Origin of the sequence: Actinophytocola glycyrrhizae (genome assembly GCF_042653545.1) — a bacterium.
GTDB classification, from domain to species: domain Bacteria; phylum Actinomycetota; class Actinomycetes; order Mycobacteriales; family Pseudonocardiaceae; genus Actinophytocola; species Actinophytocola glycyrrhizae.
Map to the genome: position 1 here is coordinate 417,568 of NZ_JBHSIS010000017.1, position 21,085 is coordinate 438,652.

At 69.5% G+C, this 21,085-nt stretch carries 19 protein-coding genes; 13 read left to right on the forward strand and 6 right to left on the reverse strand.

Features of this window, described 5'->3' with window-relative positions; translation table 11 throughout:
• Positions 1-7 precede the first annotated feature (7 nt).
• From ACFPCV_RS27800 to ACFPCV_RS27820, 5 genes are all read left to right on the forward strand, one after another.
• Positions 8-256 (forward strand): phosphopantetheine-binding protein, encoded by a 249-nt coding sequence (locus ACFPCV_RS27800; protein ID WP_378059304.1) that lies wholly within the window; start codon positions 8-10, stop codon positions 254-256.
• On the forward strand, positions 253-1,074 hold the full coding sequence (locus ACFPCV_RS27805; protein WP_378059305.1) for a class-II aminoacyl-tRNA synthetase family protein: 822 nt from the start codon (positions 253-255) through the stop codon (positions 1,072-1,074). Before ACFPCV_RS27800 ends, ACFPCV_RS27805 begins: the two co-directional genes overlap by 4 nt.
• Positions 1,074-2,198: a nucleotidyltransferase family protein gene (locus tag ACFPCV_RS27810; RefSeq protein ID WP_378059306.1), complete on the forward strand. Its 1,125-nt coding sequence runs from the start codon at positions 1,074-1,076 to the stop codon at positions 2,196-2,198. The genes ACFPCV_RS27805 and ACFPCV_RS27810 overlap by 1 nt, the downstream gene beginning before the upstream one ends.
• Before the next feature lie 27 nt (positions 2,199-2,225).
• Positions 2,226-3,215, forward strand: coding sequence for an LLM class flavin-dependent oxidoreductase (locus tag ACFPCV_RS27815; RefSeq protein ID WP_378059307.1), 990 nt, complete (start codon positions 2,226-2,228; stop codon positions 3,213-3,215).
• Between the two features lie 351 nt (positions 3,216-3,566).
• Entirely contained in the window at positions 3,567-5,003 is a 1,437-nt protein-coding gene (locus tag ACFPCV_RS27820) for a DUF1996 domain-containing protein (RefSeq protein WP_378059308.1), read from the forward strand.
• 338 nt (positions 5,004-5,341) lie between these two features.
• On the opposite strand, the gene ACFPCV_RS27825 is transcribed toward ACFPCV_RS27820, so the two are convergent.
• Positions 5,342-6,487 carry a Cys-Gln thioester bond-forming surface protein gene (locus tag ACFPCV_RS27825; RefSeq protein WP_378059309.1) on the reverse strand — a complete coding sequence of 382 codons (1,146 nt, stop codon included), beginning with the start codon at positions 6,485-6,487 and terminating at the stop codon, positions 5,342-5,344.
• Positions 6,488-7,119: 632 nt separating this feature from the next.
• On the opposite strand from ACFPCV_RS27825, the gene ACFPCV_RS27830 reads away from it, so the two are divergent.
• Complete coding sequence (locus ACFPCV_RS27830; protein WP_378059310.1) at positions 7,120-7,998, forward strand: hypothetical protein; 879 nt, start codon at positions 7,120-7,122, stop codon at positions 7,996-7,998.
• 8 nt (positions 7,999-8,006) lie between these two features.
• Positions 8,007-9,323, forward strand: a complete 1,317-nt coding sequence (locus tag ACFPCV_RS27835) for a hypothetical protein (protein ID WP_378059311.1) — start codon at positions 8,007-8,009, stop codon at positions 9,321-9,323.
• A 352-nt stretch (positions 9,324-9,675) separates the two neighbouring features.
• Here the strand turns inward: ACFPCV_RS27835 and ACFPCV_RS27840 are convergent, their stop codons facing one another.
• On the reverse strand, positions 9,676-10,314 hold the full coding sequence (locus ACFPCV_RS27840; protein ID WP_378059312.1) for a TetR/AcrR family transcriptional regulator: 639 nt from the start codon (positions 10,312-10,314) through the stop codon (positions 9,676-9,678).
• A 143-nt stretch (positions 10,315-10,457) separates the two neighbouring features.
• Here ACFPCV_RS27840 and ACFPCV_RS27845 point away from each other — a divergent pair, with 143 nt between their 5' ends.
• Positions 10,458-11,246, forward strand: a complete 789-nt coding sequence (locus tag ACFPCV_RS27845; RefSeq protein ID WP_378059313.1) for an SDR family NAD(P)-dependent oxidoreductase — start codon at positions 10,458-10,460, stop codon at positions 11,244-11,246.
• Positions 11,247-11,516: 270 nt separating this feature from the next.
• Positions 11,517-12,293: a Calx-beta domain-containing protein gene (locus ACFPCV_RS27850; protein WP_378059314.1), complete on the forward strand. Its 777-nt coding sequence runs from the start codon at positions 11,517-11,519 to the stop codon at positions 12,291-12,293.
• On the opposite strand, the gene ACFPCV_RS27855 is transcribed toward ACFPCV_RS27850, so the two are convergent.
• Complete coding sequence (locus tag ACFPCV_RS27855; protein WP_378059315.1) at positions 12,274-15,261, reverse strand: AfsR/SARP family transcriptional regulator; 2,988 nt, start codon at positions 15,259-15,261, stop codon at positions 12,274-12,276. The genes ACFPCV_RS27850 and ACFPCV_RS27855 overlap by 20 nt on opposite strands.
• Positions 15,262-15,391: 130 nt before the next feature.
• On the opposite strand from ACFPCV_RS27855, the gene ACFPCV_RS27860 reads away from it, so the two are divergent.
• The 3 genes from ACFPCV_RS27860 (at position 15,392) to ACFPCV_RS27870 (ending at position 18,552) form a co-directional block, all read left to right on the forward strand.
• Positions 15,392-16,645: a hypothetical protein gene (locus ACFPCV_RS27860; RefSeq protein WP_378059316.1), complete on the forward strand. Its 1,254-nt coding sequence runs from the start codon at positions 15,392-15,394 to the stop codon at positions 16,643-16,645.
• A gap of 502 nt (positions 16,646-17,147) precedes the next feature.
• Positions 17,148-17,678: an EF-hand domain-containing protein gene (locus ACFPCV_RS27865; RefSeq protein ID WP_378059317.1), complete on the forward strand. Its 531-nt coding sequence runs from the start codon at positions 17,148-17,150 to the stop codon at positions 17,676-17,678.
• Positions 17,679-17,703: 25 nt separating this feature from the next.
• Positions 17,704-18,552, forward strand: coding sequence for an SAM-dependent methyltransferase (locus ACFPCV_RS27870; protein WP_378059318.1), 849 nt, complete (start codon positions 17,704-17,706; stop codon positions 18,550-18,552).
• 200 nt (positions 18,553-18,752) lie between these two features.
• Here ACFPCV_RS27870 and ACFPCV_RS27875 read toward each other — a convergent pair whose 3' ends face one another.
• Entirely contained in the window at positions 18,753-19,127 is a 375-nt protein-coding gene (locus ACFPCV_RS27875) for a DUF6895 family protein (RefSeq protein ID WP_378059319.1), read from the reverse strand.
• 76 nt (positions 19,128-19,203) lie between these two features.
• Positions 19,204-19,461, reverse strand: a complete 258-nt coding sequence (locus ACFPCV_RS27880) for a hypothetical protein (protein WP_378059320.1) — start codon at positions 19,459-19,461, stop codon at positions 19,204-19,206.
• A gap of 71 nt (positions 19,462-19,532) precedes the next feature.
• Here ACFPCV_RS27880 and ACFPCV_RS27885 point away from each other — a divergent pair, with 71 nt between their 5' ends.
• Entirely contained in the window at positions 19,533-20,276 is a 744-nt protein-coding gene (locus ACFPCV_RS27885; RefSeq protein ID WP_378059321.1) for a DUF1990 domain-containing protein, read from the forward strand.
• On the opposite strand, the gene ACFPCV_RS27890 is transcribed toward ACFPCV_RS27885, so the two are convergent.
• Positions 20,240-20,968: a DUF1990 family protein gene (locus ACFPCV_RS27890; RefSeq protein WP_378059322.1), complete on the reverse strand. Its 729-nt coding sequence runs from the start codon at positions 20,966-20,968 to the stop codon at positions 20,240-20,242. The two genes, ACFPCV_RS27885 and ACFPCV_RS27890, sit on opposite strands and share 37 nt — an antisense overlap.
• Between the last annotated feature and the right edge of the window lie 117 nt (positions 20,969-21,085).

Consider the following 21,085-nt stretch of genomic DNA (forward strand, 5'->3'; position numbering starts at 1 on the left):
AGTGAGCATGGAAGCACAGGTGCGGGCGATCCTGCGGGAGCGCTCCGGTCTCGGCGACGCCGTTCGGGGCATCGGCGTTCACGACAGCCTGTGGGTGCTGGGCATGACGTCGCTGGCCAGCGTCGAGGTGATGCTCGACCTCGAGGCGACATTCGGCTTCGAGTTCCCGGAGAACCGGCTGCGGCACGCCACCTTCGCGACGATCTTCAACATCGTCCGCTGCGTCAGGGAACTGACCGAGAGCAGGGTGCGGTGAGGTCCGGCGGCGCGCTGGTGCCCACACCCGTCCCCGGCGTGCACCTCTCGACGGGTGCCTTCGAGTCGGTCGTGCACGGACTCGCCGCAGCACTGGGGACACTGGAGCCCGACGGCGTGCAGCGACTGCGCACACCGCCCGTGATCGCCCGCGAGATCATCGAGAAAGTTGGCTACCACCGGAACTTCCCGCACCTGCTGGGCAGGGTCTACACGAGGACGTCGACCGGGACGCCGATCGAGTCGGACCTGGTTCTGTTGCCCGCCGGTTGCTACTGCGTCTATCCCCTCTTCGCGGACACGGCACTGGCAGCCACCACCGAGCGCAGCGTCGAGGCGACCTGCTTCAGGCAGGAAGCGGATGCCGAGGTGGGGCGGTTGCGCTCGTTCCGGATGCGCGAACTCGTCCGGCTCGGCACAGCCGAGAACTGCCTCGGCTGGCGCGACGACCGCCTTGCCGCGGCCCAGCAGATGCTCGCCGACATGGGATTGCGGACGGAGAGCGCGGTAGCGGGCGACCCGTTCTTCGGCAGTGGCGGGCGAATGATGCGGGCGTTGCAACAGGAACGGAAACTCAAGATCGAGCTGCTGGCCGAGGTCGGCCCAGGACAGACACAGGCGGTCGCCTCCGGAAACTATCACGTCGACCAGTTCGGCCGGCTGTTCGCGATCACCGGTCCAGACGGCGCGGTCGCCCACACCGCGTGCCTCGCACTGGGCTACGAGCGGCTGGCGCTTGCCCTCCTGCACCGCCACGGCCCCGACCCGAGCCGGTGGCCTGAGCACGTACGGAAACTTCTCACCCTGGAGAGGCCGTGATGACGGTGACCACGCTCCGGCCCGAGAACGACCTCCTCCTCGCCCTGGCCGAGCCTCGATGGAGCAGGGACAGCGCGGACGCCGTCCAGAAGTGGCGAGATGCCAGGGAACCGATGGACTGGCCCTACTTCCTCGACCAGGTGCTGTGCCAGCAAGTGATCTGCACAGTCGGGCGCAACCTCGGTCGGCAGTTGCCCAGGGACAAGTCGATACTGCCGCATCTGTGGATCTACTCGGCCGCGTACGAGACGAACGTCCGACGCAACCGGAGCCTGTTCGCCGAGTTCGGACGGGTCCTCCAGGCATTGAACCAGCGCGAAGTGCGGTACGCGGTGCGCAAAGGCCCCGCACTGTGCGCCCTTGTCTACGACGATCCCGGGATCCGGCGGATGAGCGACCTCGACATCCTCATCGACCGGGAGTCCCTGAACACCGCCGCCGAAGTACTCGCAGAACTCGGCTACGCGCAGGGCGTCCCGTCACCTGGTGGCGACCGCGTCGTCCCCCACGAGCGACGGACTCGGATGTTCTGGGCCGTACACCTGAACAACGCGTTGCCGTTCCTGAAAACCACCAGCGACCCCGACGTACGGTGGTTCGAGATCGACCTCTGCTTCGACCTGTTCCAGAAGCGGTCGGCCGGCAGCGTCGATGTCCGCGCCGTGCTCGACCGCGCCCGGCAGGTGGTGATCTGCGGGGAGCCGTCCTTCGCGCTGGACCCGCTGGACCAGCTGCTCGATCTCTGCCTGCACCTCTACAAAGAGGCAGCCAGCCTGCTCAGCATCACCCAGGGGAGGGACCTGAACCTCGCGCGCTTCCTCGACGTGCGGGAGACCGTCCGCGTCACACCACAAGCCCTCCTCGACCGCCTGCCCCGGTACGCCAAGGAGATCGGTGCCGATCGTGAGCTCTACTTCGCGCTCCACCACACCTGTCAGCTCTACCCCGGTGCCGTTCCCGACCACGTCGTCGACCAACTGGAACCGCAGGACCGCGCCTATCTGGACGAGTACGGCGGACTTGAAGGCCGCACCGGACGATGGAAACAGGGCTTCGTCGACAGACTGTTCAACTCCGACCGCTGGATGGAACTGCCCAGCGCCTCGTCCATCCCGATGACCTGAGCCCGCGTCATGTCCAGTCATCTCGAAGTGATCGGTACCGCCACCGTGCCGTGGCTGCCGCCCACACACGACTTTCGTCCCGGGCTGGCGGCGCTCGCCCGCCGCGCGGAGGACAACGGTTTCACCGGGCTGCTGGTCTTCTACGACCACATGGTCCTCGACCCGTGGGCGGTGGCCGGTGTCCTACTGCAGGAAACCACCACCCTTGTCCCGCTGGTCGCGATGCAGCCGTACACGATGCCACCGTTCACCGCGGCGAAGACCATCGCCAGCCTGACCTCCCTCTACCACCGCCGTATCGATCTCAACATCGTCACAGGCGCGGCACCAGAGGAACTGCACCAGATCGGTGAATCACTCGACCATGACGGGCGTTACGAGCGAGCTGTCGAATACGTGACCCTGGTGCGGCGACTGCTCAGCTCCGGCGGTCCGGTCACCTGGGACAGTGGGCACTACCAGTACCGGAACCTGCGGACGAACACCAGGCTCCCAGAACACCTCCTGCCACGGATCTTCGTACCAGGATCGTCCGCTGCCGGCCGCGACCTCGTGGACAGCGTCGGTCACGTCGCGATCACCCACCCCGAACCAGTGGACCGGTTCGCCGAGAGCTTCGCGGCCACCCACAATGGCTCCGGGGTGAGCATGGGTATCCGGGTCGGAATGGTGGCACGGCCCACGGACGAGGAGGCATGGGCGTTCGCTCTCGATGGTCACCAGGTCGACCGCGCGTCCAGGCTGAGGACCTTGCTCAAACGTGAGTCCGAATCCGACTGGAACCGGCGGCTCGCCCTGCTGGCTTCCGAGGCCGACGTCCATGACGAGGTCTACTGGACCGGCCTCTACAGCACCGGCCGGACGGGCGCACCCCTGCTGGTCGGCAGCTACGACCAGGTAGCTCGATACCTCGGCCGCTACCTCGCGCTCGGTGTCACCAAACTCCTGCTGACCAGAGTCGACTCCGAACACGACTTTCACCACACGAACGCGGTCCTGACTCGGCTCGGCAACTGAATCCGCGGCCGGAGCAGGCGTAGTAGCGCGAACGCGTTGGTCACGCCCAGGACCGGGCGGAGCAGCATGCCCACATCGGACGACCGCCGGGCTGCGCGCACCTGGCGCGTGATCCAGGTCACTGGTCAGTCCAGCTGTGGATGTTGAACGGCCCCGGCTTTCCCTCCGTACCACGCAGGTAGAGCCGCGCATTCCGGCGGCCGGAACGACCTTCTGTGGAAAGGAAGCCAGCACACGTCGGTACTCGGAACCGAGCCAGCGCGGGTGGAATGCGAACGACCGACGTCGTCCACGCGCGCAGGGCCCGGGGCGAACGAGTGACTCGGCAGGCAAACGACAGCAAGGAAACTCATGTCACGACACCAGAAGGAGCGCCGTGCACGGCGCCGCTTGACGATCGCGGTGGTCGCCGCGACCGCGCTCATCGGTACTTCGGTCACGGTCGGCATTCTCGGCAGCGCCTCTGCCGGCGAGGAGAACCAGGTCGCCGAAGAGCTGTGCGTATCCAGGGACCAGAACGGCGAGCAGCAGAGCAACCTGCCGCAGGAGGACCAGAACGCTGGTCAGGAGCAGGGCGCTGGTGGTCAGGGACAGGACGAGCAGAACCCCGAGGAACAGCCGGACGAGCAGCAGTCGGATGAGCAGAACCCCGAGGAGCAGCCGGACCAGACCTACGGCCTGACCGCGCCGCAAGCCGCGCACCCGGACAACCCTGCCAGCGGCGACGGCAGCAACCAGGATGGCGGCGATCAGGATGGCGGCGGCCAGGATGGCGGCGATCAGGATGGCGGCGATCAGGATGGTGGCGGCCAGGACGGTGGCGGCCAGGACGGTGGCAACCAGGACGGTGAGGACCCGGACGACGGGGACGGGGGTAATCAGGACGGCGACGACCAGGCGCAGTGCGTCGGGCCGTTCCCCGAGGACTTCGTCGACATCACCACGGTCGAGCCGAACGTCGTCACCCCAGAGCCCGGTGAGGACGCGTCGACCGGCACGTTCGTCTCGGCGTGCGGCAACAACGAGGACCTGCACCAGAACAACGACAACATCGTGATCGCCCCCGGCACGCCCAACGGCGCCGAGCACCTGCACGACTACGTCGGCAACGTGGACACCACGTTCGCGTCCACCGAGGAAAGCCTGGCGGCCGCGGAGACCACGTGTGACAACGGCGACCAGTCGACCTACTTCTGGCCGATTCTGCGCAACCGCGAGGCCGGCGACGGTTTCGACCAGCCTTCGGTGAAGGACGAGAACAACATCGGTGAGCCGGTGCTGCCGGCCGAGGTGCTGGTCGAGTGGCGTGGCAACGCAACGACGCAGGTCGTTGCCGCACCGCGGTTCCTGCGACTGTTCAGTGGTGACGCCAAGACGATCACCAACGGGCTCGGTAACGCCCGGCCGACCTACACGTGCACCGGGTTCGAGGACCGGCTCATCGACAAGTACCCGCTGTGCCCCGAAGGCAGCAACGTCGTGAGCATCCACGACTACCCTGGCTGCTGGGACGGGGAGAACGTGGACAGTGCGAACCATCGCGACCACCTGGCGTTCGCCGACGAGGAAACCGGCGCCTGCCCGGAGGGCACCGTGGCCATCCCGCAGCTGCGGGTGACCCTGCTCTACGGCGACAACCTCAACAACGTCGCCCAGGGGTTCGCTGTCGACGGGTTCTTCACTGAGGAGCACGACCCGGCCAGCGACCACGCCGGCGCCATCAACGTGATGTCCGAGGAGCTGATGGCCGAGGCGGTCGACGTCATCAACAGCGGCGAACAGCCCTGATTCGGCCCGGCTTACCGAACGGAACAACGGCGGTAGGAGACCGGCAGGACACCCTGAAGGGGGTGACCGGGGACAACCCGGTCACCCCCTTCGACTGTGTCCTAACGACCTTTGGTTCTCCCCGCTTGCGGGGGACTTGGGGAGGGGCGTGTTCCCCGCCAACACCCTTGCGGGCCCTGGGACTTGTGGTCCCACTGCTGGCGCGGCGGCTCGCTTGGGGGTGGGTCGAGTCCTTCCCTCTGTCCCGTGTCGCTTGTGGGAAAGCGGTGGGACAACGAAAGAGTCCGGGATGCTCGTGGCATCCCGGACTCCTTCTTGTGAAGTTGCGGAGGGCAGTGTCAGGTGTGTCGCCGCTTGCGAAGCACCAGCAGTGCGCCAATGCCCGCTCCGACCAGCACAAGCCCCACCAGCCCGGGAACGAGGATCGACGCACCCGTCTCGGCGAGGTCGCTTGTGTTCTTCGCCTGCGGTTCGGGCTGGTTCTCTCCGGTGGCCTGGTTCTCGTTCGGTGTCGCGCTCCACGCACCGCTGGCCGTCGCGGTCAACCGGCTCGTGTCGGACTCCGCGACGATCAGCGACTGTGTCTTGTCGCCCTCGCCGTAGTTCTGGCCGACGAACAGCCTTCCGGTCTCCACCCGCGCCGTCGCGGTCAGTTCCACGCTCGCCGAACCGTCCGCGGTCCCGGCCACCACGTCGAAGAACAGCAGCGTGCCGTCCTTGACGTCGTCGGCGTTGAGTTCCGCGCCGTTGCCGTCGACGACGGTGACGCCTTCTGGCACGTCGGCGATGAACTCCTCGATGGAACCGTTGGTGCGCACGGTGAACGGGCCGATCTGTTCGCCTGCTGCGCCGGACCGCTCGTCCGGCTCGATCTCCAGCGACGCCGCGGGCTGCTCCTCGATGCCGACGTTGTCCAGGCCGGTGAGGTGGTCATAGAGGGCGAGCACGTCCTGTCCGGCGGCTTCTTGGCCCGGTACCGGGTTCTCGCGGTTCAGGTCGGTGGCGTCGCTGAGGTGCCAGATGGCGGCCTGCGTGCCCGCGATGGCTTCCTCGGTGGACAGTCCGTCGTTGAGCTTCGCGCCGTCGTCGGTGAGCCGGGTGGCCAGCTCTTCGGCGTCGACCACCGGAAATCCGTTGTGCAGGACCCAGTTGATGCCTGCCTGGTTGGCGTTGAACGGCGAATCCGCATCCGGGAAATCCGCCCAGTCCTTCTCCACCATGGGTTGTCCCGCGTCGATCCCGGTGCGGATCTCGACGCAGTACACGCCCAGTGTGCTGCCGTCGGACAGGCGCAACCCGATCAGTCCCGTGGACAGGTCGGCGAAATCGCCGTCTCCCACGTTGACGTTGAGTCCCGGGGTGGTGTCCTCGAGCACCGTGGCGGTCACGGGGTCGGCTGCCGCCTGCGTGGCCGTGGCTGTGGCCAATGCCAGTACCGCGGCGGCTCCCGCCCCTCTTCGCACGAAGGTGAACCTTCTGGTCATGTTCCTCCTCGTCGCTGCTGGCGCACCTGTTCCGCGGTTGCCGGTCACCCTCCTATACGGAATTGGTCACCCGACCGTTCACGACGAGCACGAATTCCGTTCACGAAGTAGCGTGCTGTCGCCCGGTGGCCACCGGGCGACAGCGGTGCCGAGGCCCAGCACGGCAGTCGGGTCGAGCACCCGGGCGGACGACACCGGCGGATCCAGGCGACGACACGACCAGAACGGCGGAAGCCGCGGCGAGGGCGAGCTGTGACTGTGAGCCGTCTCCGTCACCAAGGTCGATGTCGATTCATCCGTCGGTTGATGCGCGGCGTGCGCCGGCGCCCCGGGGCCGGGCCCCGCGACACCGGGATCGTCAGTTCTGGTCAGTTGTCCGGGGATGATCGGTGGGAGGTCGTCGGTCCAGTCCGTCTCCAACAGCTGGACCAGCAGCTGCCGCCGTGCGACCTGTTCGTCCTCTCCAGGGCGAGCCGTCGTGCTCGCCCCATTCTCTATCCGTGATCGGGACTCTCTGGGTGGGACAGCTGCACGATCGGGCGTTGTGGGTGCCCGAAAGTCCGTACGCCGTGGCTGTATGCCGGTCCGTCCGCCTGCCAGGCTCGAGCCGCGACAGGACGAAGGGCGGGCGGATGGACGTGAGCGTGTGGCGTGCGCTGGTGCCAGACCTCAAGCAGCTGCTTCGGCTCCCGGTCGAGGACGGCGAAGGGGTGCGGCTGCAGCGGGCGGCGCAGGTCGAGACGGTGCACGGTGATCTCGCGGAGCTGGTCTTCGGTGGAGCGGGCGACTGGACCGACCAGGACGACGGGTGGGTCGCGGCCGCGCTCGTGGCCCGGTTGACCGCCGACCAGGACCGGCAGTTGCGCGCCGTGCTGGAGAGCGATCCCGGGGCGGCGCTGACCGTCCTCGCCGACGAGTGCGTGTCCGCGTGGCGGACGGAGCACACGGCGGACAGGGGGCTCACCGGCACGGACAACAGTGCCAACTGGGCGGCTAATCGCGTGCCTGGCACGTTGTACTTCGTCCACGACGGCACCCAGTACCGGTACTCCGACCTCGAGCGCGGCCCCGACCACGCGTGGCTCACGCTCGACGAGCGCGTTGGGGCCGCGGCCGAGCGGGCGCAGCAGTGGGGCACCGGCTGGTACACGACGGCGGGGGAGGACCCCCGCTACGGCGGCGCTTACGTTTACGCCGTCGACCGGAACGGGCCGTGGCTCACACAGGCTGAAGCGGAACAGTTGCTGACGACGACAGCAGCCGAGAGCACACAGGCGGCCACACAGTCCGAGGCACAGCAGTGGGCCGACGTGTGGGTGGCGCAGCAGGGCGGCCAGTGGCGCTACGGCCTTACCGACCAGGGCCCGTTCACCTACGAGGACGGCGCCAAGGCCCAGCAGGACAAGGCTTTGCTCGACCAGGTGACCGCGACGCTGCTCGACCAGTACCCCGACGCCGACTCCGGTTATGTGCGCGCGCTGGCCGCGCAGTACGTCGCCGAGACCGCATAGGAGACGCCGTGCTAGGTCCGACCGGGACGACGAACCCGACGCCAGAAGAGATCATGGAGCTCGTCCGGCAGGTCCGCGCGTCCGGCGACAGCAGCCGGGCACGGGCGATCGGCGCGGAGGCGAACAAGGCCGGGGCCGACCGGGCCGAGAGCGACAAAAAGGAGGTCGCGGACTTCTTCGACACGTACCAGAACAACACGGGCGGGTACGCCGGATTCTTCCCCGACCACGACAGCACCGTCATGGGGATCATGTCCGAGGTCGGCTGCCAGCCCGGGCCCACCGACATCATCGTCGTGCCCGCCGACGTCGGCATGGGGCTCTCCTCGGGCGCGAACCCCGCGGTGGCGCTGATGACCGAGGACAAGGTGGCCCTGTTCCGCAAGATCGCGGTCACCAACTACGGCCCGGGCAAGGTCGAGGACGGCGAGCCGAACCCCGACTACCAGGCGCTGGTGGCGCGCTTCACGATCGGCACCATCGTGATCGCGAAGAGCCTGATGTCCCAGGAATTCAAGCTGAAGGGCACCATCTGGCACGAGTGCGGCCACAAGCTCCGCGGCATCAAGGAGGAAGCCGGCCTGGTCTTCGTCAGCGAGATCAGTGCGATGCGGGACGCGTTCGGCAAGGAGGCCGCGTACGAGTGGGCGCTGAAGCTCGGTCGCACCGCCGACTACCACCGCACCTACGGCCTCGCGAAGGACCCCGGCCGCAAGGAACTGCTCCTGCTGCTGCAGGAGATCTGCCCGGAACACGTGTTCTACGACGAGTTCCGCAAGCAGTACGAGGACATCATGGGCGAGCCGCTGAAGCTCTCCGACGACCTCGGGCAGCGGTTGCGCAAGGAGAAGGAGGAACGCGACGCGGCACGCAGACCCGTCGAGGTCGGCACCGTCCTGACCGGCACGCTTCCCGAGCTGTGCGCCCAGGTGCCGGAGCAGGACGTGGCCGGTGCCCTGGGCGTCATCCGCCCGGCTGGCGCGAAGCTCGGCGACACCGTCACCTTCGCGGGCAAGAAGTGGGTGGTGCGAGGGCTGGGCAGTCGCGCCGGCAAGACCTTGTACACACTCGAGTGCACGGTCACCGAACTCCCGACGACGGTCGTCAAGAAGGAAGAGGTCTGGGAGAAGACGGTCGGCCCCGCCAAGTCCTACGGCCTGGCCGAAGCCGGACCGTGGTCCTACACGAGGTACATCGACGCCATGAACGACTCCCGCGTGGTCGAGGCGGTCATCGCCAAGGTGCTGGAGATGTACCCACAGATGTCCCGGGAGACGCTCTACCCGCTGGTGCGCGACGAGGTGACGAGGACGGTGAAGCAGTGACACAGCCATCGATGGAGGAACTGGCCGAGACGATCGCGCGGCTGGTGGCGCAGACCCGGGAGGAACTGCCCGCACCCCCCGCCGACCAGTCCGACACCGACTGATCAGCCGATGTCACCGCCCCTCGCCGAGAGGGGTGGTGTGCGCCGGTCCCCTTGCTGGCTCGGCGATAGCGGCCGTGTCGAGTTACTCCTGGTTCGCGCCGATGGTGGTGGTCCACGGTGCGTGTAGTAGGGGCCGGTGGCTGCCCATCGGCTGTAGGAGCCGTGGTCGCGGATCTCGTTGGCGAAGATCCATGGGCGGCGTGGTGCCGTGACCGAACAGGTCGCCCATGTAGGGCTCGACCAGGCCGTTACGGGTCGTTGCCCGGCACTTCCTCCGGAAGGTCGACGTGTGGCCGGCCGCCGCCCAGTGCGGCCAGTACGGTCCGGTAGGTCAGGTCGGTCCGTGTGCCTATTTCGCCCGCCGCCTCGCCCAGCATCGGTGAGTTCGTCGGCAGCTGTGCTGCTTCGTGGACGACGGCCAGGTAGATGGCGCAGCACCACGCCGTGTCGGTGGCGGTGATTTCGCCGGCTTCGCGCAACCGCCTGAACAGCAGTTCGAGCCCGGCCGTGACCTCGGGGCTCAGGGGTGTCGTCTTGGTGGCCGGGTCCACGGTGAGTTCCATGATCGCCCGGTTGTCGGCCTTGAGCTCGAAGAGTAGCTCGGTCAGCCGGTACAGCGCCGCGACGGGCGGCGCTGTGGCCACTCGCGCCTGGTCGAGCCCGCGCAGGTACCGCTCGTTGAGCAGGCCGGTCAGCGCCTCCAGCAGCGCCTTGCGGGAGGAGAATCGGCGGTGGACGGTGGCGCGCGCGAGTCCCGCGGCGTCGGCGATCCGCTCCAGCGTGGCGGTCGCGTCGATTGCGAGCAGTTCCTCGGCTGCCGCCAGGATCCGCGCCGTGCTGCGCTCAGCGTCCGCCCGCAAGCGCCGCGGTTCGGCGTCTGCGCTCACCCGGAGCCCCTCTTTCCCGCTCGGCTCGTCCGAGACGTCCCGGATCAGCTTACATCCGAAGCGTGAACGTCTCGACTCCTCGACTAAATGAGACTTACGTGTAGCATTTATCGAGTCAAGTCAGACGCGAATGGAGTACCACCATGGATCTGGATCTTGCGGGCAAGCGTGTCCTCGTGACGGGGGCGAGCAGGGGCATCGGACTGGCGACTGCCGGGGCGTTCATCGCCGAAGGCGCCGAAGTCGTCGCCGTGTCGCGGAAGAGCACTCCTGAGCTCGAAGCCACCGGCGCGACGTTCGTGGCGGCCGACCTCCTCGAGGCTGGCGCGTCGCAGCGGGTGCTCGACACCGTGCTCGCGGACGACCCACGCCTCGACGTGCTCGTCAACAACGCCGGCGGTGGCGAAGCGGCCGACGCCGACCTCCTCGACCCCCTCGGCGGTGCCAGCGCGGCGTGGGACGACATCGTCGCGCTGAACCTCCGCGCCGCCGTGGAGATGACGCGGGCCGCGCTGCCGGCGTTGTCGCTGGCACAAGGAGCGATCGTGAACATCGGCTCGAGCTCCGCGCGTGACCCGCGCGGGGTGCCGCTGTCCTACAGCGCGGCCAAGGCCGCGCTGAACGCGTTCTCCCGCGGGCTGGCGGAGAAACTGGGGGACACGGGCGTCCGGGTCAACGTCGTCACACCCGGCGCCACCCGAACCGCGATCCTGACGAGCCCGGACGGCTACATGGGACGGCTGTCGGCGACCATGGGCATCGACCACGAGACGTTGCTCGCGGCCATGCCCGAGCAGTCGGGAATGGTGACCGGCAAGCTGATCGAACCCGCTGAGATCGCCCGGGCGGTGCTCCTGCTGGCGTCGCCGACGATGCCCAGCGCGGTCGGCTCCAACTGGAGCGTCGATGGGGGCGTCCTCAAGACGCCGTAAAAGGTCGACCTGCGGAGTAGCTCCCCGTCGGCGGATGACTAACACCGCATCCCGTCCTCGGCTCAGAGTCCTGGCCCGGTGGGGCCGCAACGACCGAGGCGACGCGGCACAACCGCGGCGAGCTGCCTTCGGTCCCGTTCCCACCGGAGGGCGGCAGCGCCCTGCACCCGCTCCCGGTGACGCCGCCCTTTCGGGCAACCGGTCACAACCGCCTCACAACCGGCGCCGCGTACACCTTCCGCCATGAGTTCCGTGAGAAGGAGTGGGCGGATGCGTGCGAGGGTGCTGGCGTTGGCGGCGGCGGCCGTGCTGGGACAGGTCGTGGCGGGTGGAGGAACCGCGACGGCGGAGGTGTGTGCGCCGCCGACGGTGACGATCGCCGACGCGCACCCGATGTACGAGGGCTCAGATGGCGGCACGAACGTCGCCACGCTCACGGTGACGATGGCGGTGTCCAGGGCGGGCTGCCCGGCGGCGGGTTCGGTGCGTTACTCGACCGTCGGCGGGACGGCGGAGGCCGGCCAGGACTTCGTGGCCACCACCGGGACGCTGGGCTGGACCGGCCCCGGCCCTCGCGTGGTCCAGGTGCAGCTGGTGCGTGACGACCTGTACGAGCAGGACGAGCAGTTCAGCGTGACGTTGTTCGGGCCGCGCGGCGTGACGATCGCCGACGGTTCGGCGGTCGTGCCGGTGCTCAACGACGACGCGAGCGCGTCCAGACCCGGTGTCGTCGTCGCGGTCCCGGCGAGCGGGATCTGCTGGTGGCCGTCCGACCACTGCGCGCTTCCGCTGGGGGTCAACACCGTCGCACGGGCACCGGTCGCCGTGCGTCTGCGCACGGCGGACGGGACCGCGGTGGCCGGCAAGGACTACCTGCCGATCAAGGACCGCGTGGTCACCGTCCCGGCCGGTGCGGACCGCGTCCAGGTGCCGGTCGAACTGCTGGCAGGCGCGGAACCGGGGGAGTACTTCCGGATCGAGATCAGCGGCACCAACGCGGGCACGATCGGCACGGCACGCATGACGGTCACGATCCAGGCTCGCTGAGGGCCTCCGCCTCGGCCGTGGCGTTGACCCGGAGGTAGAGCCGCACGGCGCGGTCGCGGTGCGGACCCGCGGCCGCGTCGTCACCGCGTGCGGCCGCGAGCGCGGCGAGGTCGCGGTGGATGTGCGCCTCCTCGTAGCCGTCGGGTACCTGGGCGCGGACCGAAAGGGCCTGCTCCAGGCGCTCGGCGGCCTCGGCCGTCCGCCCGGCCAGCAGGTGGACGTGGCCGATCAGCGCCAGCGCGATCGCCTCGCCGTTGCGGTCGTGCACGGCCCTCGTGACCGTGAGCGACTGTCCGAAGTGGTCCAGCGCGGCGGCGAGGTCGCCCACGGCGAGGTGGGTGAGCCCGCGGTCGCGCAACAACTCCCACTCCAGCCACCGGTCCCCGATCTCGCGGCTGATGGCCAGCGCCTCGGCGAAGTCGCGCAGCGCTTCGGTGTGCCTGCCGAGGTCGCGGTGCGCCTCGCCCAGGGTGTCGAGCGTGCCAGCGCGGAGCCGGGCGTTGCCGAGGTCGTCGAAGATCGCGAGCGCGGCAGTCAACGGTGCGAGGCTCTCGGCGGCGCGCCCCATCCGCACGAGCGCGTGGCCGAGGTTGCGCTGGGACAACGCGACACCGATCCGGTTCCCCGCGGCCGTGGCGCACTCGCCTGCCTCGCGGAACACCGGGACCGCCTCGTCGAACCGGCGCAGCTCGGCGTAGGCGTTGGCGAGGTTGTTGAGCACGTGCCCCTCGCCGGCGAGGTCGCCCACCTCACGCACGACCCGCAGCGCGGTCAGGTTGGTGTCCACCGCCTCCGCGAGCCGCCGGGTCATGTAGTACGCGACGCCGAGCGCACGCAGCATCTCCGCCTCCGCGGACAGGTCGCCGGTGTCGCGGGCGGCGGCGAGCCCGGCGCGGCACAGCTCGACCCGCTCGGTCCAGCGGCCGCTCACCTCGTAGAAGCTGGTGAGCAGGTACACCAGGTGCCACGCCTCGGTGGGCATGCCCTGTTCGCGTGCGTACTGGACCACCGGGAGAAAACCGTCCCGTTCGGACTCCAGGAACGCCGTCGCCTCGTGCCTGCCCGCCGCGAAGGGCAGCGCAGGCAGGGGAAACCGGAACGTGGGCTTCACCGCGTCCCGGTCGGGGTTGACGAGCCGGTTCGCCTCGTCGGCGATGAACAGGTACCAGTCGAGCAGCCGCCCGGCGATCGCGGCGGGCTCGGGTTCCTCCGCGTCGGCCCGGTCGCGGGCGAACTCGCGGATGAGGTCGTGGAACCGGTAGCGGCCGTCGCCCGCGTCGATCAGCAGGTGCGCGCCGGTCAGCTCGCCGAGCACCGGCACCGCGGTGGGCGCGTCGGCCAGCGCCGCACCGAGGTGCCCGCTGACCGTCGGCGTCGGCGAAGTGCCGAGCAGCCGCAGCATCCGGGCCGCGTCGGGCGACAGCGGCCGGTAGGCGCCCGCGAGCACCGCGCGGACGGTGCGCGCGTCACCCTCCACGGCGAACCCGTCGAGCCGGGCGGCGGACAGCTCGTCGGCCAGCTCCGCCACGGACCGGGAGGGCAGGCCGACGAGGCGTGCGGCCGCGATCCGCAGCGCGAGCGGCATGCCGGCGCAGACCCGTGCCAGCCGCGCGGTGGCCTTCGGTTCGCGTGCCACCCGCTTCTCGCCGAGCACCTTTCCCAGCAGCGCCACCGAACTGGCGGCGTCGAGCGCGTCGAGCACGACGTGGTGCACGGCGTGCCGGGCCACGAGCCCGGTGAGCGAACGCCTGCTCGTCACCACGAGCACGCTCGTGTCCGAACCGGGGACGAGCGGCAGCACGTCGTCGACCGTGCCCGCGTTGTCCACCAGCACCACGCACCGCCTGGCGTGCAACAGGGTCCGGTACAGCGCCGAGCGTGCGCACTCCCCGGCGGGTATGCGGTCCTCGGGCACGTCGAGGCCGCGCAGCAGGCGCGCGAGCGCCTGTTCGGCCGGGACGGCGTGCTCGGGGTCGTGGCCGCGCAGGTCGAGGAACAGGTGGCCGTCTGGGAACCGCGCGGTGATCCGCGCCGCCCACTGCACCGCCAGTGCCGTCTTGCCCATGCCCGCCGGGCCGGAGATCACCACGATCGGCAGTTCGTCGCCGGTGAGTACGTCGTCCAGGCCGGACAGTTCCGCGTCGCGGCCGGTGAAGTGCCCGACCCTGGCCGGGATCTGCGCGGGCGTGTGCGTGGCCGGCGCCGGCGGTGTCGCGACCGACACGTCGCGCCGCAGGATCGCGGTGTGCAGTTCGGACAGCTCCGGGCCGGTGTCGGCGCCCAGCTCGTCGGCGAGCCGGGCGCGCAGCCGTTCGAAGACGGTGAGCGCATCGGCGTGCCTGCCGCAGTGGTGCAGCGCCAGCATCAACAGCCCGGTCAGGCGCTCCCGCAACGGTTCGGCGGCCACGAGCCGCGGTAGCTCCAGCACCGCAGCGGCGGCCCCGCCGGTGGCGATCTCCGCCGCCCAGCGGTCCTCGGTGGCGGACAGGTACAGCTCCCGCAGGCGGTCCACCTCGTGGTGGCCCCATTCGCCGAGGTCGGTGCCCGCGAACGGTTCACCGCGCCACAGCTGAGCCGCCGCACGCAGTGTCTGGACCGCCGCGCCGGTGTCCCCGCGGTCCAGGTCGGCGCGGGCGTGCCGGACCGTCAGCTCGAACCGGTGCGCGTCCACGCGTTCCCTGGGCAGCTCCAGGACGTACCCCGGGTCGCGCGTCGTGACCACCGAGTCCACCCCGGACGCCGCGAGCGCCTGGCGGATGCGTGCGACGTGGCTGTGCAGGGTCTTGAACGCGGTGCGCGGTGGCGACTCGCCCCACAGGACGTCGACCAGTTCGGTGTAGGGCACGACCGCACCGGCGCGCAGCGCCAGCACCCCGAGGATCACCCGCCGCGTGCTGGTCAGCGCGACCGTCCCGTGCGGACCGACCGCCTCCACGACGCCGAGGACCCGGATGTCGAGATCGGTCACCCATCGCTCCTTCCAGCGGCGCAGCCACCCGGCAACCGCACCACAGCCGCCCGGCAACCGCCGGTCCGTAGACCTTCTCGCGGGACGGCGGACACCCGGCGCCGCCCCACCCCAGGAAAGGAACTTGTCCATGCGTACACGCCTATGCTCTCGTCCGGGCGCACTACGTCGCTACGGGCTACCCCTGATCGCGATCGCGGCGGTCACGGCGGCGCTGATCCCCGCGCAGGCCGCCGCCACCGCCCCGCCCCCGAGGGTGGCGGCCGGGGACCCGGAGTACCCGGCCCCGCCAACGCCCGGTGACCTGCGGTCCGACCCCGAGATCGCGTCGATCGTGCAGGACGCCGACTACGCGCTGAGGTACTCGATGGCCGTCGTCGCCGCCGATCCGTCCACGCCGTACCCCGTCGGCAGCATCGAGGAGGACCTGCGCACCGGCATCCTGTCGATGCCGGCCGACCGGCAGAAGGCCGCCGCCGCGGCCGCCCGGCAAATGGTGAGCGACCCGGCCACCCGCAAGCGGGAGTTCGGCAGGCACGGCGCCATCGACCCGGCGAGGTACGCGCGGCTGGGCTTCTCCGGCGTGTTCACCCCGGACACCGTGCCGTTCGACCGGGCCGCACTCGAGAGCAGGCTCACCGACCGCGCGGCCCGGATCGAGGCGACCCACCGGATCGAGGAGGCAGGCGCCAGGGAGATGGCGCTGAAGTACCAGGTCCCGGCGCACCTGCGGATCCCCACGCTCACCAGCCTCGACTACCGGGTCGAGCGGGTGAGGTGCGCGGACGAGACCAACCCCGAGTGGCCGGGCGACGACGAGATCGCGATGGGCGGCGTGGCGGTCGGCCACCACGGCGCCACGACGAAGATCAACCCGTTCACGGTCGCCGACGACTTCGACGACGACGAGGTCAAGGTCTACGCCGACCCCGGCAAGCTCTTCCACCGCTTCGACCTCACCGACGCCGGCGCGTGGCCGAGGACCTACAGCACCGTGGTCATGCTCGCCGAGAAGGACGGCTCCGGCTTCGCCGACGCGATCAACTCCGTGTGGGTCAAGGTCAAGGACGACGTGCTCGCGGTGATCGAGAAGGCCGTCGCCGGTGTGCTCACCGGCTACCTCGGCGCCGCGCTCGCCGAAGCCATCGGCAAGGCGGTCGCCTGGCTGGTCGGCGTGTTCTTCGACTGGCTGTTCGAGCTGTTCCAGGACGACCTGTTCGACCCGGGCACCCACTACGTGTACCTGCCCAACCGGTACGAGTGGATGTACAAGAACGGCTCCGACTACGGCTGGACGAACTTCCGCCTCCCGACCGGCACGTTCACGTTCAACGGTCACGGCGGCAGCTACAAGGTCAACGTGCACTGGCAGGTCAACCCCTGACGTCCACGCCGAGGCGCCCGGATATCCGGGCGCCTCGGCGTCCCGCGTTCCTGCCCGAGACCCGGGCCTGCCCCGGGGCGCGGTCGCCGCGATCCTCGACGCGGGCACCGGGATGCCGGTCAGCGGCGAGGTAAACGCCCCGCTGGAGGAACTGCGGCTACGCAAACCGGTGCGAGACGCGGGTGGGCGGTACCGGCTCCCCCAGGAGATCCGCGGACCGATCGTGCGCACCACGTTGCTCGAGTGGCACAGCGACGTTCGCCCGCCCGGCCCGGTCACCGGAGGAAAGGCAGGGAGAATCCACGCCATTGTGTGACCTTGTGGTTCGTCGGAACGGTCTTTTCCGGTCGACTTCCGGCGCCGTGTCCGGGTTCATCCTTTCCAGTGAACGCGGACCGGACTTCCTGTGGTGGAGCGGGTTTCTGGCATAGTCGTGAGCGGTTCACCGGAGTGGCTCGGAAACCGGTGGAACGTGTCGGGAAACGCTGGAAGGTGGGAGCGGATGCGCGCTGAGGCAGTTGACCGGGTCCGGTTGATCTTCACGTTGTTCGACGTCGACGGTTCCGGTTCGCTCGAGGAGGACGACTTCGAACTGATGGCCGGCCGGGTCGTCGACGCGGCTTCGGCGTCGGACGACGCGGCCAGGGAAGCGATCGTCGCCGCGTTCCGGCGGTACTGGAGGACCCTGACCACGGAGCTGGACACCAACGCGGACAACCGGGTCAGCTACGAGGAGTACCAGGCCTGCGTGCTCTCGCCCGAGCGGTTCGAGGACACCATCGACGAGTTCGCCCGCGCGCTGGCCGCGCTGGGTGACCCGGACGGCGACGGGCTCATCGAGCGCCCGGTGTTCACCGCGCTCATGACCGGCATCGGCTTCGAGCGGACGAACATCGACACGTTCTTCGACTCGCTGGGGCCCGACGGGGACGACCGCGTCAAGGTGACCGACTGGGTCGGCAGCATCCAGGACTACTACCGGCCGGAGGCGGCCGGGATCGTCGGCGACCACCTGGTGCCGAGCGCGGGATAGCAACGGCGTCCGACGAGGAGGACACGTGGTCGGCAGTGGCGTCGGGCTGACGGCACTCATGGTCGCCGCGGCCAGGGCGATCGAGACGCACCGCCCGGACTCCCTGGCACAGGACGAGTACGCCGAACACTTCGTGCGGGCCGCACCGGCGAGCAGCGACTGGCCGGTGCGGCCGCAGGACGTGGCGGACGGCGACGCGAACCCCCTGTGGGGCAGGCTCGGCCGCTACTTCGGGCTGCGCACGCGGGTCATCGACGACGTCGTGCTGGAGGCGGGCAACCGCCAGACGGTGCTGCTCGGCGCGGGCCTGGACACGCGGGCGTTCCGGCTGCCCTGGGTAACCGGCTCCGCGGTGTACGAGCTGGACCAGCCGAGCGTGCTCGCGTTCAAGCAGCGGGTGCTCGACGGTCTCGGCGCGACCGCGAGGACCGAACGCCATTCGATCCCCACCGACCTGCGCCACGACTGGGCCGGGCTGTTACCCGGCTTCCGGCCCACCGAACCCACGACGTGGCTGGCGGAGGGCCTGCTGCTGTACCTGCCCAGCGACGCGGAACGCAACCTCGTCGAGACCGTGGACCGCCTGGCCGCCCCCGGCAGCACGTTCGTGTACGAGGTCAAGCTGTTCCGCGAACCCGCCGAGGTGCGCGACAGCCCGGTCTACCGGGCGACGAAAGCACAGATCGGCGTCGACCTCATCGCCCTCTTCGACCGCGATCCCCGCCCGGACTCCGCCGCGCACCTCGGTTCGCTCGGCTGGACCACGACGACCCACCTCCCCTACGACTTCACCCGCCGCCACGGACGCGGCCCGTTGCCGCTGCCCGACGACGCGCTCAACGCCAACCGCTGGGTGATCGCCACCAAGAGGTGACCAGGCAACGAGCCCGGCGGAAATGGACGTCGGTCATGTCGACCACCACCTGGACGATCTGGGACATGGCGCGCTGAGAGCCTCACCCAGCTGGGGGAGGAACGGCCGGACAACTGCCCGGCGAACGGCCAGCTTTACTCGATCGGTTGATGTAGCTCTCCGCTTCCTCGTGGCGATCCGGACTTCTCACGGAAATCCGGTCACCCGACCGCCGGGTGACGGGGTCGGAGAGCTTCACCACGTGGCGGCGGGAGAGCTGGGCCAGCAACAGCCCGGTGAAGGTCTTGGACGCCGACCGATCTCACCGGCATGGCTCCCTCCTGGGTCTGCGCGGCCGCGAAGTACCGCCACACCGCGTCGTCGAGCGCGGGCTCGGGCAGGCAGGCGTCCACGACCAGCAGCTCGCCGAGCAGGTCCCAGTGCCGGTGTGTGGCCCACTCGTCGATCCAGACCGGCAGCCAGAGGCTGAGGTAGTCGGCCAGCTCGGCGGGCAGGTGGTCCGGATGCCGCCCCCAGTCGAATCGAGCATCGCGGCGACGGTCCACGTCCGGGCAGGCGTGGTCGCCGGTAATCACCCTCGTGAGTCAGACGAAGGAGTGGATCGGCCGGATGCGACGCTGCCGGCGCCTGTCTCACAGCTGCCACCCGCGCTCAAGGTCGACCGCTGCCAGTCACCCGTTCGAGGGTATCGCCGACCAGCCAGAGGGTGGGCGGCCAGAGCCCGACGAACAACGCACGGCGTTCGGCGTTGGCGCGTTCGTCCTGGTCGACGGTCTTGGCGCGCAGCCACAGACCGACACACAGCCCGAGGGCCGCACCGGCCATGACGTGCAGGTGGGCGGCCCGCAGACCGGCACGGTGCAAGAGCCGCGGGATCGGTGATCCCTGCAGAGGTGTGATGGCACCCATCGCGGGCACTCCCTTCGAGCCGAAGACGGCCTTCGGCATCGCCTCGGTGGCGTTGACGGGGGAGAGTGCCCATGCCGCGACGTTTCATGCTCGGGGACACGGCGCGGATGCTGGCGCGGTGGCCGCTCGGGCTACTGCTCGTCTCCTGGCGGTACCTGTGGATGACGACCCCGCTCCATCGTTGCGAGCAACCCGGCGATCTCGACGACCTGCCGCCGACGTTGCCGGCGGCACTGGTCGATGACCGAAGTCAGCCGATCGCGGACGGGGAGGGAGCGCTGTGGCACCGTGTCTTCGAGGTGTGCATCGTGGACGGTGAACTCGGTCCCACGGAGTTGATGGCGAAGCTGGCTTCGGATCTGAACGCCGCCGCGCCGACCGAGGCAGTGTTGTTCTGCAAGCTCACTGGTCATGATCAGTCGTTGAGGGTCGGGGACGAGTACGTGGTGCGCATGCCCGCGCCGTGGGACGGGCCGGTGCGAGTGGTCGACTCCACCGATGGCTCGTTCCGGTTGGCGACGCTGGTAGGACATCTCGAAGCCGGGCAGGTCGAGTTCCGTGCTCGTTCCGACGGCCCGGCGCTGCGGTTCACCATCGAGACGTGGCACCGCTGTGCGAACCGGCTCGTCGAGTGGCTGTACGCGCGGCTGCGGCTGGCCAAGGAGATCCAGCTCAACATGTGGGTGCGTTACTGTGTCGGTGCGGCGCGTGTCACGGGGGGTCACGTGCGCGACGGTGTGCACATCACCACCCGGTGGATCGACACGGGACGCGACCTTCACGAGGCCCTCAGCCGAGAGCGCGCCGGGTCGTGACGGTAGAGCGCGAAGCGGTCAAGGGGGTGTGGGTCCACACCAGACGGTACCGCCACCAACCCGTCATGCCCTTCGACGGGACGGCGCGGAGGTGTCGTGCCTGTGGCGTCAAGTCGCTGCCGCACGAGGTCCCGCAGGCGACGCTGGATCTCGCCGTAGAACCGCAGCTGGGTCCGGCGGCCGAAGAGAAGCCAGCCGAGCCGCAGTACTGGTCCGAGCCGAGGATCGACCTGAGAATGCGAGGTCGCGCAGAACTCGACACGTCCTGACGGTCGGTGCTTGATCACCCGGTAGACGACCTCACCGCGTTCGAGGTGACCCGCCAGCGTCTCGTAACCCCAGCCGAACACGTCGTGCTCGGGGTCGCCGGACAGGATGAGCGAGGTGATCCGCACGCCCATCTCGAAACGCAGCGCACTGAACCGGCCTTCCAACAGCATCTCGCGGCCCAGCAGCGGCACCGTCGGGTCGTACACCGCCCGTACGATGGCCGGTGGTGTGAACTCGTAGTCACGGAGCAGGTCGCACGCAACCGCCCAGGGCCCACCCACCGACGCAGGCCCAGGCGGCTCGACTCCGAGCGTGCAGCGGTGCTCATCGAGATTCCACTCCGGACGACGCACCTCGGCGCGGTCGTAGTTGACCTCGCGTCCGCGCAGCGCGGCCAAGGCGGCGGGAGGGTCCGCGTGCACGGAGCTACGCCACCTGGACGACATCATGGTTCGTGTTTACCCACTCGCCGGTGCAGCGACACCCACGAGGAGGGCGTTGCTGTCAGCAGAGCGTCGGCAGGGGTGGGATGACGATCC

What these genes read in the sequence shown, in the direction of transcription:
- ACFPCV_RS27800 (WP_378059304.1), top strand. Translation starts at nt 8, where the DNA reads ATGGAAGCACAGGTGCGGGCGATCCTGCGGGAGCGCTCCGGTCTCGGC.
- ACFPCV_RS27810 (WP_378059306.1), top strand. Translation starts at nt 1,074, where the DNA reads ATGACGGTGACCACGCTCCGGCCCGAGAACGACCTCCTCCTCGCCCTG.
- ACFPCV_RS27820 (WP_378059308.1), top strand. Translation starts at nt 3,567, where the DNA reads ATGTCACGACACCAGAAGGAGCGCCGTGCACGGCGCCGCTTGACGATC.
- ACFPCV_RS27825 (WP_378059309.1), bottom strand. Translation starts at nt 6,487, where the DNA reads ATGACCAGAAGGTTCACCTTCGTGCGAAGAGGGGCGGGAGCCGCCGCG.
- ACFPCV_RS27830 (WP_378059310.1), top strand. Translation starts at nt 7,120, where the DNA reads ATGGACGTGAGCGTGTGGCGTGCGCTGGTGCCAGACCTCAAGCAGCTG.
- ACFPCV_RS27845 (WP_378059313.1), top strand. Translation starts at nt 10,458, where the DNA reads ATGGATCTGGATCTTGCGGGCAAGCGTGTCCTCGTGACGGGGGCGAGC.
- ACFPCV_RS27850 (WP_378059314.1), top strand. Translation starts at nt 11,517, where the DNA reads ATGCGTGCGAGGGTGCTGGCGTTGGCGGCGGCGGCCGTGCTGGGACAG.
- ACFPCV_RS27860 (WP_378059316.1), top strand. Translation starts at nt 15,392, where the DNA reads ATGCGTACACGCCTATGCTCTCGTCCGGGCGCACTACGTCGCTACGGG.
- ACFPCV_RS27865 (WP_378059317.1), top strand. Translation starts at nt 17,148, where the DNA reads ATGCGCGCTGAGGCAGTTGACCGGGTCCGGTTGATCTTCACGTTGTTC.
- ACFPCV_RS27880 (WP_378059320.1), bottom strand. Translation starts at nt 19,461, where the DNA reads ATGGGTGCCATCACACCTCTGCAGGGATCACCGATCCCGCGGCTCTTG.
- ACFPCV_RS27885 (WP_378059321.1), top strand. Translation starts at nt 19,533, where the DNA reads ATGCCGCGACGTTTCATGCTCGGGGACACGGCGCGGATGCTGGCGCGG.